Annotated in this window: 11 protein-coding genes; 5 read left to right on the top strand and 6 right to left on the bottom strand. The window is 67.7% G+C overall.

Annotated elements, in window-relative coordinates; all coding sequences use genetic code 11:
• The first annotated feature begins 74 nt into the window (after positions 1-74).
• From coaE to MLJ35_RS04165, 5 genes are read left to right on the top strand one after another with little or no spacing between them, the layout of a single operon-like run.
• Positions 75-2,159: a dephospho-CoA kinase gene (gene coaE, locus MLJ35_RS04185; protein ID WP_243383162.1), complete on the top strand. Its 2,085-nt coding sequence runs from the start codon at positions 75-77 to the stop codon at positions 2,157-2,159.
• Entirely contained in the window at positions 2,156-2,686 is a 531-nt protein-coding gene (locus tag MLJ35_RS04180; RefSeq protein WP_243383161.1) for an O-acetyl-ADP-ribose deacetylase, read from the top strand. The genes coaE and MLJ35_RS04180 overlap by 4 nt, the downstream gene beginning before the upstream one ends.
• A 1-nt stretch (position 2,687) precedes the next feature.
• Positions 2,688-4,076, top strand: coding sequence for a TldD/PmbA family protein (locus MLJ35_RS04175; protein WP_243383160.1), 1,389 nt, complete (start codon positions 2,688-2,690; stop codon positions 4,074-4,076).
• Positions 4,076-4,681 (top strand): SAM-dependent methyltransferase, encoded by a 606-nt coding sequence (locus MLJ35_RS04170; RefSeq protein ID WP_243383159.1) that lies wholly within the window; start codon positions 4,076-4,078, stop codon positions 4,679-4,681. Before MLJ35_RS04175 ends, MLJ35_RS04170 begins: the two co-directional genes overlap by 1 nt.
• Before the next feature lie 48 nt (positions 4,682-4,729).
• A complete protein-coding gene (locus MLJ35_RS04165) occupies positions 4,730-6,430 on the top strand; it encodes a phospho-sugar mutase (RefSeq protein ID WP_243383158.1) in 1,701 nt (566 codons plus the stop codon).
• A 60-nt stretch (positions 6,431-6,490) separates the two neighbouring features.
• Here MLJ35_RS04165 and MLJ35_RS04160 read toward each other — a convergent pair whose 3' ends face one another.
• From MLJ35_RS04160 to MLJ35_RS04135, 6 genes are all read right to left on the bottom strand, one after another.
• Positions 6,491-6,724, bottom strand: coding sequence for a cytochrome c3 family protein (locus MLJ35_RS04160; protein ID WP_243285998.1), 234 nt, complete (start codon positions 6,722-6,724; stop codon positions 6,491-6,493).
• A gap of 174 nt (positions 6,725-6,898) precedes the next feature.
• Positions 6,899-9,073, bottom strand: coding sequence for a cytochrome b/b6 domain-containing protein (locus tag MLJ35_RS04155; RefSeq protein WP_243383157.1), 2,175 nt, complete (start codon positions 9,071-9,073; stop codon positions 6,899-6,901).
• A gap of 54 nt (positions 9,074-9,127) precedes the next feature.
• Positions 9,128-10,990: a cytochrome c3 family protein gene (locus tag MLJ35_RS04150; protein ID WP_243383156.1), complete on the bottom strand. Its 1,863-nt coding sequence runs from the start codon at positions 10,988-10,990 to the stop codon at positions 9,128-9,130.
• A 218-nt stretch (positions 10,991-11,208) separates the two neighbouring features.
• A complete protein-coding gene (locus tag MLJ35_RS04145; RefSeq protein ID WP_243293854.1) occupies positions 11,209-11,460 on the bottom strand; it encodes a hypothetical protein in 252 nt (83 codons plus the stop codon).
• A gap of 108 nt (positions 11,461-11,568) precedes the next feature.
• A complete protein-coding gene (locus MLJ35_RS04140) occupies positions 11,569-13,224 on the bottom strand; it encodes an acyl-CoA mutase large subunit family protein (RefSeq protein WP_243383155.1) in 1,656 nt (551 codons plus the stop codon).
• Positions 13,225-13,276: 52 nt separating this feature from the next.
• Positions 13,277-15,655, bottom strand: coding sequence for a putative bifunctional diguanylate cyclase/phosphodiesterase (locus tag MLJ35_RS04135; RefSeq protein ID WP_243383154.1), 2,379 nt, complete (start codon positions 15,653-15,655; stop codon positions 13,277-13,279).
• Positions 15,656-15,718: the final 63 nt, after the last annotated feature.

The following is a 15,718-nucleotide window of genomic DNA, read 5'->3' as shown; positions in this document are numbered from 1 at the left end:
GTGTAGCCGAGACTCCGGATTCAGGCTCCGTGCCGTTCCGGGGCGGTTGAGCGCAGAATCAAGAGGGAGCCGCCATGCTGACGTCACCCTTCCCCCTCCTTGGCCTCACCGGCGGCATCGCGGCGGGCAAGAGCTTCGTGGCGAAACAGATGGCGGATCGGGGCTGGGCCGTGATCGATGCCGATGCGCTCGCCCGGGAGGCGGTGCGGCCCGGCGGTGACGGGCTGGCGGCCGTTGTGGCGGCCTTCGGGCCCGGCTGCCTCCAGGTGGACGGCACCTTGGACCGCGTCTGGATGGGGGTCCATGTGTTCGCGGACGACGGGGCGCGGGCCCGGCTGAACGCCATCCTCCATCCCCGCATCGAGGCCCTCCTGGCGGAACGCCTCCTGGCGCTCCCTCCCGGCACCCGCGGCGCGGTGGTGGACGCGGCGCTGTGGGTGGAGCGGGGCCGGGCCCACCACTTCGACGCCTTCTGGACCGTGGACGCTCCGGAGGACCTGCGGCTGGCGCGCCTCCTGGCCCGGGACGGCATGCCCCGGGAGGCGGCCCTGGCCCGGCTTCGGGCCCAGGCCTCGGCCCCGGAGCGCGCGCTCCATGCGGACCTGGTGATCCCCAACGACGGCAGGGACCTCGCAGAGATCCTCGCGGGAGCCGAGGCCTCCCTTCTGTCAAACTGGAAGATCCGCCGCGCGCGGACCTGGAGATCGCCGATGCCTGCACCCTTCACCGCCGACCAGCTCCGCGAGGTCCTCACGGCCCTGCTCCACAGGGGCGGCGACTACGCCGAGGTTTTCGTGGAACGGCGCCGGGCCCATGCCCTGGGCATGGACGACGGCCGCATGGAGGACGTGCTCTCCTCCGAGACCTTCGGCGCCAGCCTGCGCCTGATGGACGGAGAGACCACCCGCTTCGCGGATCTCATCGCCCCCGCCTTCGAGGAGTTGGTGGAGGCCGCCCGGACCCTGGCGGCGCCGGGCACCGGCTCGTCTGCGGACGTCCCCGCCCTGGCGTTGAAGATCCATCCCACCCCCAGCCCCGTGGAGCGGGATCCCGATACGGTGCCCCTCGACGAGAAGGTGGCCCTGGTGCGCCGTGCCGAGGCCCTGGCACGGACGGAGGCCGAGGCTCTGCGTCCCGGCGCGCTGAAGCAGGTGTCCGTGGGCTACGGCGACAATACCCAGGGGGTGTGGATTGCCGCGGCAGAGCGAAATGACCACATCTGGACCGGTCGACTGACCGAAGACCACCGCACCCAGGGCGTCCTGCGGGCCAATGTCACCGCCGGCGATGGCAGCCAACTCCAGACCGGCTACCAGGCCCTGGGCGAGACGCGGGGCTTCGAGCTGTTCACGGACGAGGCCGTGGCCCGCACCGTGAAGGAGGCCGTGCGCCTGGCCATCCAGGCCCTCGACGCCCAGCCCGCGCCTGCGGGCACCTTCCCCGTGGTGCTCAGCAGCAGCGCCGGCGGCACCATGATCCACGAAGCCTGCGGGCATGGCCTGGAGGCGGATCTCGCGCTCGCGGGCATGAGCGCCTTCGCCGGCAAGCTGGGCCAGAAGGTGGCCGCCGACGGCGTGACGATCATCGACGACGGCACCCTGCCCCACATGCGCGGCAGCCAGGCCATCGACGACGAGGGCAACCCCGTCAGCCGCGTGGTCCTCATCGAGAACGGCGTGCTGAAGGCCTACCTGCAGTCCCGCAAGACCTCGCGGAAGATGGTCACGGAGCCCACGGGCAACGGCCGCCGGGAGAGCTACCGCCACCTGCCCATCCCCCGCATGCGCAACACCTTCCTGGCCGCGGGAAGCGAGGCGCCCGAAGCCATCCTGCGCGACCTGGACCGTGGCCTGCTGGTGAAGCACATGGGCGGGGGCCAGGTGGATACCGTCACGGGCAACTTCGTATTCCAGGTGACGGAAGGCTACTGGGTGGAGAACGGCGAACCTAGGTATCCCGTGAAGAACGCCACCCTCAGCGGCTGCGGCCCCGAAGTGCTGAAGCAGCTCACCCGCATCGGCAGCGACCTCCACCACTTCGACATCGGCACCTGCGGCAAGGACGGCCAGGGCGTGCCCGTGAGCGACGCGCTGCCGACCATCCTCTGCCCCTCCCTCGTGGTCGGCGGCACCGCCGAGCCCCTGCCGAGCGTGATTTGACGGAAGCGCGCCTGCGGGTGGTGCAGGCCGACATCACCACCCTTGCCGTGGATGCCATCGTGAACGCCGCGAACAGCAGCCTCCTGGGCGGCGGCGGCGTGGACGGGGCCATCCACCGCGCCGCGGGACCGAGGCTGCTGGAGGAGTGCCAGGCCATCCGGAACCGCCAGGGCGGGTGCAGAACGGGACGGGCCGTCATCACGGGCGGTCACCGTCTGCCCGCGACGTTCGTGATCCACACGGTCGGGCCTGTCTGGCAGGACGGGGACTCCGGCGAGGACGACCTGCTCGCATCCTGCTACCACGAGAGCCTCCGCCTGGCCGAGGCCCAGGGATGCCGTACCGTGGCCTTCCCCGCCATCAGCACCGGCATCTACGGGTTCCCCGCGGACCGCGCCGCCGGCATCGCCATCAGGGTCTGCCGCGAGTGGCTGGCGGCCCACGACCTCCCACAGACCATCACCCTCGTGGCCTTCGATGGCCCTGCGCTGGCGATCCTGCAGTCCGCCCTCAAGAAGGAAGCCTGACATGACTGATCCGTTCCGCACCTTCATTCCCGAGTCCCTCGAAGCGCGCCTCCAGGACGGCATCCAGCACGCCCTGAAGCTGGGCGCCGAGGGGGCCGAGGCCTTCGTCTCCGTGTCCCGCGGCCGCAAGGCCAAGGTGCAGAACGGCGCGCTCGAGGACCTCACCACCAGCAAGCGCGGGGGCCTGGGCGTGCGCGTGATCCGGTCCGGCGGCCAGGGCTTCCGAACCGGCCTGGCCACCACCACCGACCTGGCCGCGGCGAATTTCCAGGAGCTCTTCGCCCAGGCCTGGGAGTTGAGCGCCCTGGGGGACGAGGATCCCTGGCTGCGGCAGGCCGATCCCGAGGGCACGGACGATCTCCCCAGCCGGTTCGATGCGGCCGTCGAAGCCCTCACGCCCGAGCAGCGCATCGCCTGGGCGCTGGAGCTCGAAGCCGAAGCCCGGAAGGCCTCCCCGAAGGTGGCCGCCGTGCGGGAGTCGGCCTGGAGCGACGGCTCCGGCGCCAGCCTGCTGCTCACCCAGAAGGGCGTCCGCACGCCGGATGTCTGGTCCAGCTGTTCCGCGGCCATCGAGCTGGCCGTGGCCGATGGCGACGAGCGGCAGGCAGCCTGGCACTGGGATGTGGCCCGCCGGCCGGGCCTTGACCTCGCCGCCATCGGCGCCGAGGCCACCCTCAAGGGCGAGCGGAAGCTCCATCCCCAGCGGCTGCCCGCCGGGAAATACCCCGTGGTGCTCCACCCAGAGGTGGCCGTGGACCTGCTGGGCATCGTGGCCGGGATGCTCGACGCCGAGTCCGTGATCAAGGGCCGCAGCCTCTTCGCCGGCAAGCTGGGCGAACCCATCGCCTCGCCTCTCCTCACCCTGGTGGACGATGGCCGGCTCGCCGAAGCCCCGGGGCGCCCGGCCCTCGGCACGGAGCCCTGGGATGCGGAGGGTCTGCCCACGCGGCGCAACGTCCTCATTGAGGGCGGCACCCTGAAGACCTACCTCCACACCCTCAAGACCGCCGCTGAGCTGGGCCAGGCGCCCACGGCCAGCGCCGGCCGCGGCTTCGGCAGCCAGCCCGGTGCCACCACCTTCAACCTGTTCCCCCTGGCCGGGGACACCGCTCCCGACGCCTTGTACCGCATGGCCGGTAACGGCGTGCTCATCACCGAGATCATGGGCCTGCACACGGTGGATCCGGTCAGCGGCGACCTCAGCGTGGGCGCCTCGGGCCTCCGCATCCGCGATGGCGTGCTCGCCGAGCCCGTGGACAAGCTCACCTTCGCGGGCAACCTTCGGGACTTCCTCACCCACATCGTGGCCCTGGGCAGCGACCTTCGCTGGTACGGCGGCAGCGCGGGGCTGAGCCTCCTGCTGGAGGACATCGCCCTGGGAGGCGCCTGATGGGCCGCGAATTCTGGGACACACGCTATTCGGAAGCCGAGCTGACCTACGGCGCCGAGCCCAACGATTTCCTGAAGGAGATGGCGCCGCGCATCCCGCCAGGCCCCGTGCTGGGGCTGGGCGAGGGTCAGGGCCGCAACGCCGTGCATCTGGCCACGCTGGGCCATGCGGTCACGGCCGTGGACCAGTCGCCCGTCGGCCTGGCACGCGCGCAGGAACTGGCCACCAGCCGAGGCGTGTCCCTCTCCACGGTGGTCGCCGACCTCGCGGACTTCGACTTCGGGGTGACGCCCTGGAGCGGCATCATCTCCATCTTCTGCCACCTGCCGTCGGCCCTTCGACGCGATCTGTACCCACGCTGCGCCGCGGCCCTCGTCCCCGGCGGGGTCTTCATCCTGGAAGGCTACACGCCCCGCCAGCTGGAGTACTCCACCGGTGGGCCGAAGGAGCCGGATCTGCTAGACACCCTCGACGAGCTGCGGAGTCTCCTGCCCGGCCTGGAGCTGGAGGTGGGCCGGGAACTGCTGCGAGACATTCGCGAAGGCGCCCACCATCAGGGTCTCGGAGCCGTTGTGCAGGTGGTGGCCCGCAAGCCCACCACGTGACCTTCCGGACCTGATCTGCAATCCTGGAATGTTTCCCAAGGACCTTCCATGAGCCTGGATTCCGCTCGCGCCTACCTCGCCTTCCCCCACCTGGAGCCGGAACTTCGGGCAGAGCTGGAGCCCATGCTCAAGGCTGCCGAGGCCGGAGATGCCAAGGCGGCGGCCGAGCTGGAAGACCGCTTCTCCGAGCCTCTCGCCTTCGGCACCGGAGGCCTCCGGGGCTTCATGGCCGCGGGGCTGCGCCGCATGAACCGACCCAACGTTCGCCGGGCCACCTTGGCCCTGGCTGCCGTGACCCAGCGCCGGGCCCCGGGCAAGAGGGTGGCCGTGGTGGGCTATGACACCCGGATCAACTCGGATGTCTTCGCCGCCGAGAGCGCCGCCGTGCTGGCGGCGGCAGGCTACCAGGTATTCCTCGGCACCCGCCCCCTGCCCACGCCCTTCCTCTGTTTCGCCATGCGACGCCTGGGCTCAGCCTGCGGCGTGATCCTCACCGCCAGCCACAATCCCAAGGAATACAACGGCTTCAAGGCCTACAACGACCTGGGCGGCCAGGTGGTGGAGCCTTGGGACACGGAAGTGGAGGCCCACATGGCCACCCTTCCCCTGGTGCCCGAGCCGCCGGTGGCGCCGGCCGGCCGCATCCAGCCCATTCCCGCAGAGGTCGAAGAAGCCTACCTCGCCATGGGCCAGGATCTGCTCCAGCATCCCGTGGCCTTCGAGGCTGCCCGCATCCTCTACACGCCCTTCCACGGCACCGGCGTGGCCTTCGTGCCCGCCCTCTTCGAGCGGGCCGGCCTGCCGCTCACCCTCAGCCCCAGCCAGGGCATCCAGGACGGCACCTTTCCCACCGCCCCGCGCCCCAACCCCGAGGAGCTCGCCGCCTACGCCGCGCCCCTGAAGGAAGCAGAGGCCATGGGAGCCGAAGTGATCCTCGCCAATGACCCGGACGCGGATCGCATCGGCGTGGTGGCCAAGCGCGACGGCGCCTGGGAGCTCATGTCCGGCAATGACCTGGCGGGCCTCACCCTGGATTATCTCTGCACCCAGAAGGGCCGCAAGGGCGCCGTGGTGAGCACCGTGGTGACCTCCGACTTCATGGCCGAAGTGGCCCGCCACCATGGCCTGCCCGTCGTGTGGACCCTCACGGGCTTCAAGAACATCGCCGTGTGCATGGACCGCCTGCTGGAGCTGGGCGAGCCCTATGCCTTCGGGGCCGAGGAGAGCTACGGCATGCTGCTGCCGCCGGACCTCCGGGACAAGGACGGCGTCACCGCGGCCCTTGTGGTGGCCGAGATGGCCGGACACTACAAGGCCAAGGGACAGACCCTGTTCCAGGCCGTGGAGGCCCTCATGGCCCGGGTGGGCTCCTTCCACAACCGCCTGGTGAACCTGGAGGATCCTCGGCCGGGCGGGGCCAAGCGTTTCGCCGAGGCCATGGGCCGCATCCGTGCGGCGGGCCTGGCCTCGCTCGGCGGCGAGAAGGTCGTCAGCTGGGAGGACTTCCAGACCGGCCTCTGGCATGGCGACGGCCGCACGGAACCCATCCTCGACCGCCCTGACCAGCGCGACCGTGCCCTGGCCATCCCGCGCAGCAATGTCCTCAAGTTCCGCCTGGAGAGCGGCGCCTTCGCCGCGTTCCGTCCCAGCGGCACCGAGCCCAAGCTGAAGGTCTACCTCCAGGGGCGCGGCGAGGCTGCCCAGCTGGACCGCCTGGAGGCCGAGGCCCGTTCCCTGCTCGGCCTTTGATCACCCCCAGAAAAAGGGCGGCGCCGTTGCCGGCGCCGCCCTTTTTCTGGGGCAGGAGGACTACTTCTTCTTGAAGGTGGTCAGCTTGCCCTCGGCCCAGCCGTGGCAGTCCTTGCACTGAGCTTCCTTATATTTGGCGAGCATCTTGGTGGTCGCGGCATTGAACTTCTTGTCCTTCGGCGCGCCCTCGTGGCAGGCGGTGCACTTGGCGCCCTTCACGGTGGTCATCTTCGCCATGGCCGCCGGGGCGGCGGCGAGGATGAGGGCGGTGGTGAGGAGGGTGATGCGGCGCATGTCAGCTCCTTCATAGGGTGGTGATCCGATCCGCGCGGGATCAGGGTGAGGGGGAAAGGCAGATGGACGGCCGGAGTTCCGGTCGCGACCACCCGGCCCCACCCGGGAGGGCGGGGCGCGGATCTGCGGGGTCGTGGTGTGCCAAAGATCGGGTGGATCCGGTGCTGAGCGGTCTCAGTGCGCGAGGCGCGAGGTCATGGCGTAGATGATCAGGAAGAGCAGCACGAGGCCCACGCCGAAGAAGATGTAGCCGGCGCTGCGGGCGATGCCCTTCCAGGCCTCCCACTCATCCTTGACGCGGAAGCTGTCCAGGCGGCCTTCGGCCACCAGACGGTCATACCAGCGCTTCCGCTCGTGGAGCATTTCCGACTTCGAGATGCGGCCCGAGAAGATGACCGTATCCATGGGGAACTTCTCCAGCCGGAAATGGGTATTGAAGAAGTGGACCGTGAAGATGAAGCCGGCTGCCAGCAGGGCCTCGTCGGAGTGCACGATCAGCGAGACGTTGATCATCCAGCCGGGCATGAACTTGCTGAAGAACTCCGGGAACCACATGATCAGGCCCGAGACGCCGATGGCAAAGACGCCCCAGAACACGGCCAGGTAGTCGAACTTCTCGAAGTAGGTCCAGCGGTCGAACTCGGGACGGGGCCCCTTGCCGAAGAACCAGCGGTTGTGGGCCACGAAGTCCTTCAGGTCCTGCTTGGTGGGGATCATGGAATCGGGAAGGGCCATGGCCGTGAAGATGCGGCTCAGTCGGATGGAGCCTGTCTCGGGATCCTTCAGGAAGCCGCGCCGCTGCCAGAGATGGGCCAGAGTGGTGCTCACGTGCAGGGCGAAGTAGACAAAGGTGATCACCGCACCGAAGTGATGGAGGGTGCGGGCGACGTCGGCCCCGCCGAAGAAGCGGAAGATGGCCTTCGCCCAGTTGGTGTAGTAGAACTTCAGCGGCATGCCGGTAACGGTCAACAGGAGGAAGCTCGTCACCACCAGGATGTGGAGGAACCGCTCGAAGGGCTGGAAGCGGGTGAACTGCTCGTCATCCTCCTGGATTTTGATCTTGGCCTCGCGGAACTGCTTGGAGTCGTGGCGGTAGAGCCAGATGGAGCGGAACAGCCACAAGATGGTGTGCGCACCGAACAGGGAGAAGGTGCACACCAGCAGCGTCGTCATGACCAGGAAGACGTAGTGCAGCACCGGATAGTTCTTGCGGTCCATGGGGTTCGCATGGGGCGCGTACTTCGCGAAGCTGACCGAGGCATTGGCATGGCACTGCTTGCATGTGTTGACGATATTCGCGGGGGAGAGGCGGGAGTTCGGATCCGCGGCCCGCAGGACATCATGGTGGCCGTGACAGTCGTAGCAGGCGGCCACGGCGCTGGCGGTGTTGGCCTTGCCCAGGGCCATGGCCTTGCCGTGGTAGGTGTCGCGGTAGTGCTCGAGCCGGTCGGCGTGGCACTTGCCGCAGACCATGTCGCTGCCGGCCTTGAAGTGGCCGCTCACCGGCGTCTCGATCTGGTGGGCCGAGTGGCACTGGATGCAGACCGGGCCGCGCGGATCGCCCTTGATCAGCAGCTGGCCGTGGACGCTCTGGTTGTAGACCTCCTCGACCTTCACGTGGCAGCGGCCGCAGGTCTTGGCGACGTTGGCGTGGTTGATGGGCGAGCTGCGGTCCACGCTCCGCTTGATGTCATGGACGCCGTGGCAGTCGTTGCAGCTCGGCGCCACGATGAGCCCCTTCACCAGCAGGGCCTTCCCGTGGATGCTCTCCTGGTACTGGGAGGCCACCGCCGGATACTTCATCTTGTATTCATCGGTGAGGTTCTTGTTGGCGTGGCACTTCGCGCAGGTCGTCGACAGGTTCATCTTGTAGACCGGCGAGTCCGTCTGCTTCACGGGCACGATGTAGTGGTTCCCGTGGCAGTCCACGCAGCTGGCGGCGGCAGAAGCGCCCATGGCCTGGCTCATGCCGTGGATGCTGCCCTGATAGACCTTGGCCTCCTCGGTGTGGCAGGTTCCGCACTTCACCTTCGGCACCGGGTTGCCATCGCCCGGATGGTCCTTGTGGAGCTCTGCATGGCAGGTCTTGCAGGAGAACGAGGCGTGCACCGACCCGCCGAACCGCGCCGCATCCACGAACAAGGGCACGGTGGTGCCATTCGGCCCCTCCTTGGTGAGGTCCTTGTCGCTGTGGCAGTCGAAGCAGCTTTCCTTGGCGGCCGCCTTGGCAGGGGCGGCCTGCAGGGGCGCCGAGGCGAGGAAGAGGCCGGCGAGAAAGGCCAGCAGCAGGCTTCCGCCTCGTCGCCTGGCGGCGGCGGGAGCCTGAGTATCGGTAGAGGTCCAGGTCATGGGGTTGGTTCCTATGGGGTGGGGAGGGGTCAGTGATGCGCTAAGGGGGTGGCATCAAGCGTCGTGGTGTTGTGTTCCGTGTTTCTCGATCGTCTTCCGGTAGTACTCGGGCCGGGTCTCGCGCATGTGGTCCGCGGAGGCCTTGCCGTTCAGCCAGGCCAGGTCCATGGGGTAGACATCGGGATCGAAGATCACCAGGTACCAATGCCAGACGAGGATGGAGAGCGTGGCCAGGATGGCTTCGTACCAGTGGGCCGCCGTGGCGGCGTCCAGGACCCACTTCGGGAAGTGGCGCAGGCTCCAGTTCTCGGCCCACAGCAGGACGCCCGTCACGGCCATCACCACGGTGCCCCACATGAAGGCCCAGTACTCCATCTTCTCGGGGTAGCCGAACATGCCGAAGGTGGGACGTTCCTTGATCAGACCCAGGTTGAACCGGAACATGTTGAAGATGTCCTTGGCGTCCTGCCAGGAGGGGAGCAGCTCCACGAGGATGATGCGGTCCCGCTTCGACAGGGCGAGGTGGACGAAGTGGAACACCGTGCCCGCCATCATCACCACGGCCGCGACGCGATGGACCACACCGCGGAGGCTGGAATCAGGGTCGAAGGACTGGAAGAGCTTCACCCAGGCGGATTCCGGGAACTTCAGGGCGAAGCCCGTGATGACGAGGGAGATGAAGCTCACGATCACCATGCCGTGGGTGATCCGGAACGTCAGGTTCATGCGCGGGAAGCCCTCGTGGGTAGCGCCGTGGTGAGGCCCGCGCCGCAGCTTGGCCAGCCAGTCGAGGAAGTTGTGCAGCAGCATGAAGCCGATGGTCAGGGGGATGAGGACCAAGTAGGCCAGCCGGATCCAACGCACGGAGACATGCTCCGTCATGGTGGCCGTGCGCACGTGGATGGGAGCCGCGGCGAGCTTCTCCCCGGCGCCCGGATGACACTTCCCGCAGGTCTGGGCGAGGTTGGCCGGGTTCACCGTGGACCTGGAATCCGCCGAGGGCAGGATGTTGTGCACCCCATGGCAGGATGCACAGTTGGCGGCGGACTTCCCACCACCGCGGACCGCGAGCCCGTGGAAGCTGTCCTGGTAGGCGGGAACCTTGTCGCCGAACCCGTAGCGGGTGTTCAGGCGCTCATCCCCATGGCAACGGCCACAGGTCGTGGCGGATACCCGGGCCGCGTTCACCAGGGAACCGGCTTCCGAGGGCGCCAGGATGTCGTGCTCGCCGTGGCAGGTCGTACAGGTGGGGGAATCCTTGGAGCCGCGCTTCAGGGCGAGGCCGTGGATGCTGTCCGCGTAGGCGGCCTGGATGTCCGGGTGGCAGACGCCGCAGGTGTCCGCGACGTTGGCCCGGTTCACCTTCGCCTGGGGATCCCGCGAGGCGAGGATGTCGTGGCTGCCGTGGCAATCGGAGCAGGAGGCCGCAGCGGCGTTCCCCTTGGCCACTTCGCGCCCATGGACGCTCAGACGGTAGGCCTCCACCGGCTTGACGAAGGGGATCTGGTGCTTGGAGAGGAAATTCGGGTTGGAGTGGCAGGTGCCGCAGGTGTCGGCGAGGTTCTTCTTGGCCACCTTCGAGGCGGGATCGCTCGCGCCGAGGATGGCGTGGGCTGGGCCGTGGCAGGAAGCGCACGTAGCCGCGTCGGTCATCCCGTTCTGCTTGGCGACGCCGTGGACACTCTTCTTGTAGGCCTTGACCTGGTCCGCGTGGCAGTCCGCGCAGTTCACCGGCGCGGGCTTGTCGGCATGGGGCAGCCTGGTGATGCTGCTGTGGCAGTCCGTGCAACCCATGCTTCCATGCTTGGTGGTCGCGAATTTCGCCAGATCGATGTCATGGCAGGCGACACAGTCGTTGGCTGAAGGGGGAGCGGCGGCGAGGAAGGCGGAGAGCAATCCAGCGAGCAGCAGACGCATAGCTACCTCACATGTCAGCTATCACCCTAGCGCGGTTACCTCCCAATAAGATACCTGATGGTGATTTAGATCACGGACCGATCCAGACCCGAAATCCTTGTATGTTCTTAGTTACATGTCGCTACAGATGTCGGAATTCATTGACAGGACACCCCACGAGTACAGAAAAAACCGGGCGGGAGACCCGCCCGGCGAGATCGGGAGCCCGCGTCAGCGGCTCACTTGCCCTTGTAGTCCTTCAGCCAGTTCAGGTCGACCTCGGCGGCCTTCTTCTTGGCCTTGGTCTCTTCGAGGAACTTGCCGCGCGCGGTCATCTCGCCACCCTTCTTGGCGGCGCCCACGTGGCAGGCCTTGCAGTCCTTGACGTCGGTGAAACCCAGCTCCTGGGCCTTCTTGACGAAGGGCATCTTGGCCTGGGCGGGAAGAGCGAGGAGCAGGGCCGCTGCGGCGGTGAGGATGGCGATACGCATGATGCCTCCGGGATGGGGTCCCGCAGGAGCGGGACGGGTTGGTCACGGTAATGCAATTCGGATGCCTGGACCACTCCTTCAACCGACATTTCGGCCTTCTGATGTGACCTAGAGCACCAGATGCTCCTGGTACTCCCCGAAGACGGCGCGGAGCGCGTCGCAGATTTCTCCTACCGTCGCTTCAGCCTTCACGGCGGCGAGGATGCGCGGCATGAGGTTCTCCGTGCCTTTGGCCGCGGCGGACAGCTCCGCCAGCCGCGCGGTGGTGACGGCCTGGTCCCGGCCTGCCCGAACGGCGGCCACTTGGCTCCGCCGGGTCCCGCCCAGAGCCTCGTCCACCCGCAGGAGGTCCGGGGCGGCCTCGCCGCTGATGGCGAACCGGTTCACGCCGACCACGACCTGGGTGCCCTTCTCCACGGCCTTCTGGTAGGCATAGGCGGCGTTCTGGATCTCCCGCTGGGGCAGGCCCTTCTCGATGGCGGCGACCATGCCGCCCAACTCGTCCACCTTGGCCAGCAGCGCTGAGGCCCGGGCTTCCAGCTCATCCGTCAGGGATTCGATGAGATAGCTGCCCGCGAAGGGATCCACCACGTCCGCCACGCGGGACTCATGGGCCAGGATCTGCTGCGTGCGCAGGGCGATCATGGCGCTCTGCTCCGTGGGGAGGGCCAGGGCCTCGTCCCGGCTGTTGGTATGCAGGCTCTGGGTGCCGCCGCAGACCGCGGCCATGGCCTGCACGGTGGTGCGCACGATGTTGTTGTCCGGCTGCTGGGCCGTCAGCGTGCTGCCCGCCGTCTGCGTGTGAAAACGCAACATCTGGCTTTTTGCATCGGTCGTCTTGAAACGTTCCTTCATGATCCGCGCCCAGAGGCGGCGGGCGGCGCGGAACTTGGCCACCTCCTCGAAGAACTGGTTGTGGGCGTTGAAGAAGAAGCTCAGGCGCGGCGCGAAGGCCTCCAGCTTCAGGCCCGCATCCAGGGCCGCCTGCACATAGGCGATGCCGTCGCCCAGGGTGAACGCGATTTCCTGGGCCGCGGTGCAGCCCGCCTCGCGAATGTGGTAGCCGGAAATGGAGATGGTGTTCCAGTTGGGCACCTGGTCCGCGCAGAAGGCGAAGATGTCCGTGATGAGGCGCAGGCTGTGGCGCGGCGGAAAAATGTAGGTGCCGCGGGCCATGTACTCCTTAAGGATGTCGTTCTGGATGGTGCCGCTCACCTTGTCCCAGGAAACTCCCTGTTCGTCCGCCACAGCCAGGTAGAGGGCCAGCAGCACCGAGGCCGGGGCGTTGATGGTCATGCTCGTGCTGACCTTGTCGAGCGGGATGTCCCGGAACAGCGTCCGCATGTCGTGGATGGAGCTGATGCTCACGCCCACCTTGCCCACCTCACCCAGGGCCATGGGATGGTCGGGATCCATGCCGATCTGCGTGGGCAGGTCGAAGGCCACGGAAAGGCCCGTGGTGCCCTGCTCCAGCAGGTAGCGGTAGCGGGCGTTGCTCTCCTCGGCGGTGGCGAAGCCGGCGTACTGACGCATCGTCCAGAGCCGGCCCCGGTACCCCGTGGGCTGCACATGCCGCGTGAAGGGGAACCTCCCGGGCGCGCCCAGGTCGCGCAGGGGATCATGGTCGGCGAGGTCCGCGGGCGTGTAGCTGTTCTTCAGCGGGATGCCCGAGCTGGTCTCGAAGGCCACTTCGCGGAGTTTCGCGGGATCCTCCACCACCGTGAGCTGCGCGCGCACCTGGTCCAGAAAATCCTTCTGATACATGGGGCCTCCGTGGAATCCACGATAGCATCGGGACTCCGGCCCCTGGCGGGTCCTAGGTCACCATCACCATCTGGGATTCCCGGTCCTCCTGTTCCAGGACACTGGCGATCGCCTCCGCCGGCACCGCCTGGCCGAACAGGAACCCCTGGGCGCCGTGGCACTGGCGCTCCCGGAGGAAGGCAAGCTGTCCCTCGGTCTCCACGCCCTCGGCGACCACCTGCAGGTTGAGGCACGCGCCCATGGCGATGATGGCCGTGGCGATGGCGGCGTCGGTGGGGTTGTGCTCCAGATCGCGGATGAAGGACTTGTCGATCTTGAGGGTGCTGACGGAGAAACGCTTGAGCTGCGCGAGGGACGAGTAGCCCGTCCCGAAATCGTCGATGGAGACGTGGATGCCCAGAGCCTTCACCTCGTCCAGCACGGCCACGGCCAGCGCCGGATTCTGCATGACCACCGTCTCCGTGATCTCCAGCTCCAGCCACTGCGGATCCAGCTCCGTTTCCTCCAGGATCCGCCGCACTGTGGCCGCCATGCCGGCCTGCTGGAGCTGGTAGCCGGAGAGGTTCACACCGATGCGCATGGGACGAAGGCCCTGGGCCTGCCACCGGGCGCCCTGGCTGCACGCCTCGCGCAGCACCCACTCACCGATGGGGAGGATGAGCCCGGTCTCCTCAGCCAGCGGAATGAACTCGGAGGGTGGGAGAAGCCCCAGATCGGGATGCTCCCAGCGGACCAGGGCCTCGATGGCGGTCATCCGGCCCGTGTCCACCTCCACTTTCGGCTGGTAGAGCACGCGGAACTCGCCGGCCTCCAGGGCGTGGCGAAGCCCGGTGGACAGCACGAGCCTCCGCTCGGCGTCCTGGTCCATCCCCGGATGGTAGAACTGGTAGTTGTTCCTGCCCCGGCTCTTGGCGTGGTACATCGCGCTGTCGGCCTTCTTCACCAGGGCTTCGCCACCCTCGCCATCCTCCGGGAAGAGGCTGATGCCGACGCTGGCCGTCACGAAGATCTCCTGGCCGCCGATGTGGAAAGGCCGCGCCAGCGGTCTGAGAAGCCTTCCCGCCAGAGCCGAAGCCTCCTTGGGATCCTGCACATCGTTCAGGGTCACGATGAACTCGTCGCCCCCGATGCGGCTGACCGTGTCGCTTTCGCGGATCGCGGTCTTCATCCGTTGCGCGGCCTGGCGCAGGAGCTCGTCGCCCACCGCGTGGCCCAGGGTGTCATTGATCAGCTTGAAGCGGTCCAGGTCCACGAACAGCACCGCGAGGCTCCGGCCGGACCTCCGTGCCGCCTCCTGGGCCCCATTCAGTTTCTCCAGCAGGGAAGCCCGGTTGGGCAGGCCCGTCAGGCCGTCGAAGTGGGCCATCCGAAAGAGCTGCTCCTCGGCCTGCCGCCGCGCAGTCACGTCGCGGCAGATGCACCAGACCATTCCCGGACGCCCGTCCTTGAGGGTCGGGGCGAGGTTCCCCTCGACGGAGATGCGGGTCCCGCTCCTGGCCAGGACGTCGGCCTCTATGGTGGTTCCCCGTGCCTCCTTCATGGCCCGCCCGAACTCCTTCAGCAGGCGGGCCCGGTGGTCCAGGTCGATGAGATCGAAGAAGGTGGTGGTCTCCAAATCCTGGAGGCCGTACCCGAGGGTCCTCACCCAGAGGGGGTTGGCGTACAGGAATCGGCCTTCAGGCGTGAGGCAGACGATCAGGTCGTTCGCCGTGTCCACGAACTGCTGAAGCTGGGCCTCGCGGGCCTTCAGGGCCCGGTGCTCCCACCGGATGACCCCCATGAGGCGGGCCGTGATGAAGGCCACCGCCGCATTCAGGATCGCGGCCCAGGACCAGATCAAGCACAGGTAGAGCGGATTGGCGCCGAGGCCTGCCGAGGTGAAAGGCATGGCCACCGGGGGCAGAAGTCGGAGATAGTGCCCCGCCAGCATGAGGCCGTGCATGGCCCCGCCGATGGCGCCGACGGCCCAGACCTCTCGCGGGCGGGGCAGCAGGAAGGCCGCCTCCATGGTGGCGATCAGGTAGGCCGGCCAGAACCAGCTGGACGGCCCTCCGCTGAAGTGGATCAGGACCGTGATGAAGAAGAGGTCCAGCAGGATCTGGGCGTGATCCGAGTACCGGAACCCTCTCACACCGAACCAGCCTTGTTGGAGGACCAGGCTGTAGGCAGCCACGGAAGCCACGGCGCCTGCAAGAAAGGCCAGCTGGGCTTGGGTGAGGAAGACCCTGTAGGCGCTGACAGAAAGGATGCCGCCGGCGAAAAGCCCATAGGCGCCGATGATCGCCAGCAGGATCCAGCGGGCCATGGCCACCAGCCTTGCGCGGGTTTCCTGGTCGGTCCAAGGAGCGGTCCCGAGGGGCATCCGCCCGGCCGCCAGGAAGGCGCCCGAGTCGGTCTTCAGCCAATCTGCGGTTTCGGTCCAGGGTGACACGGGCCTCCTTATTCATTACCCAATGGTCAACTGTCTGCGATCCCGGGGGATTCGTCAGTGATG

The sequence above is a fragment of the Geothrix alkalitolerans genome, assembly GCF_022808885.1.
In the GTDB taxonomy this organism is placed as follows: Bacteria; Acidobacteriota; Holophagae; order Holophagales; family Holophagaceae; genus Geothrix; species Geothrix alkalitolerans.
Note: the sequence above shows the minus strand (reverse complement) of the source record. Positions and strands in the feature narration are given on the sequence as shown.

Coding starts and splice junctions, on each gene's coding strand:
- coaE (WP_243383162.1), top strand. CDS start 75: ATGCTGACGTCACCCTTCCCCCTCCTTGGCCTCACCGGCGGCATCGCG.
- MLJ35_RS04150 (WP_243383156.1), bottom strand. CDS start 10,990: ATGCGTCTGCTGCTCGCTGGATTGCTCTCCGCCTTCCTCGCCGCCGCT.
- MLJ35_RS04165 (WP_243383158.1), top strand. CDS start 4,730: ATGAGCCTGGATTCCGCTCGCGCCTACCTCGCCTTCCCCCACCTGGAG.
- MLJ35_RS04140 (WP_243383155.1), bottom strand. CDS start 13,224: ATGTATCAGAAGGATTTTCTGGACCAGGTGCGCGCGCAGCTCACGGTG.
- MLJ35_RS04175 (WP_243383160.1), top strand. CDS start 2,688: ATGACTGATCCGTTCCGCACCTTCATTCCCGAGTCCCTCGAAGCGCGC.
- MLJ35_RS04170 (WP_243383159.1), top strand. CDS start 4,076: ATGGGCCGCGAATTCTGGGACACACGCTATTCGGAAGCCGAGCTGACC.
- MLJ35_RS04145 (WP_243293854.1), bottom strand. CDS start 11,460: ATGCGTATCGCCATCCTCACCGCCGCAGCGGCCCTGCTCCTCGCTCTT.
- MLJ35_RS04160 (WP_243285998.1), bottom strand. CDS start 6,724: ATGCGCCGCATCACCCTCCTCACCACCGCCCTCATCCTCGCCGCCGCC.
- MLJ35_RS04155 (WP_243383157.1), bottom strand. CDS start 9,073: ATGACCTGGACCTCTACCGATACTCAGGCTCCCGCCGCCGCCAGGCGA.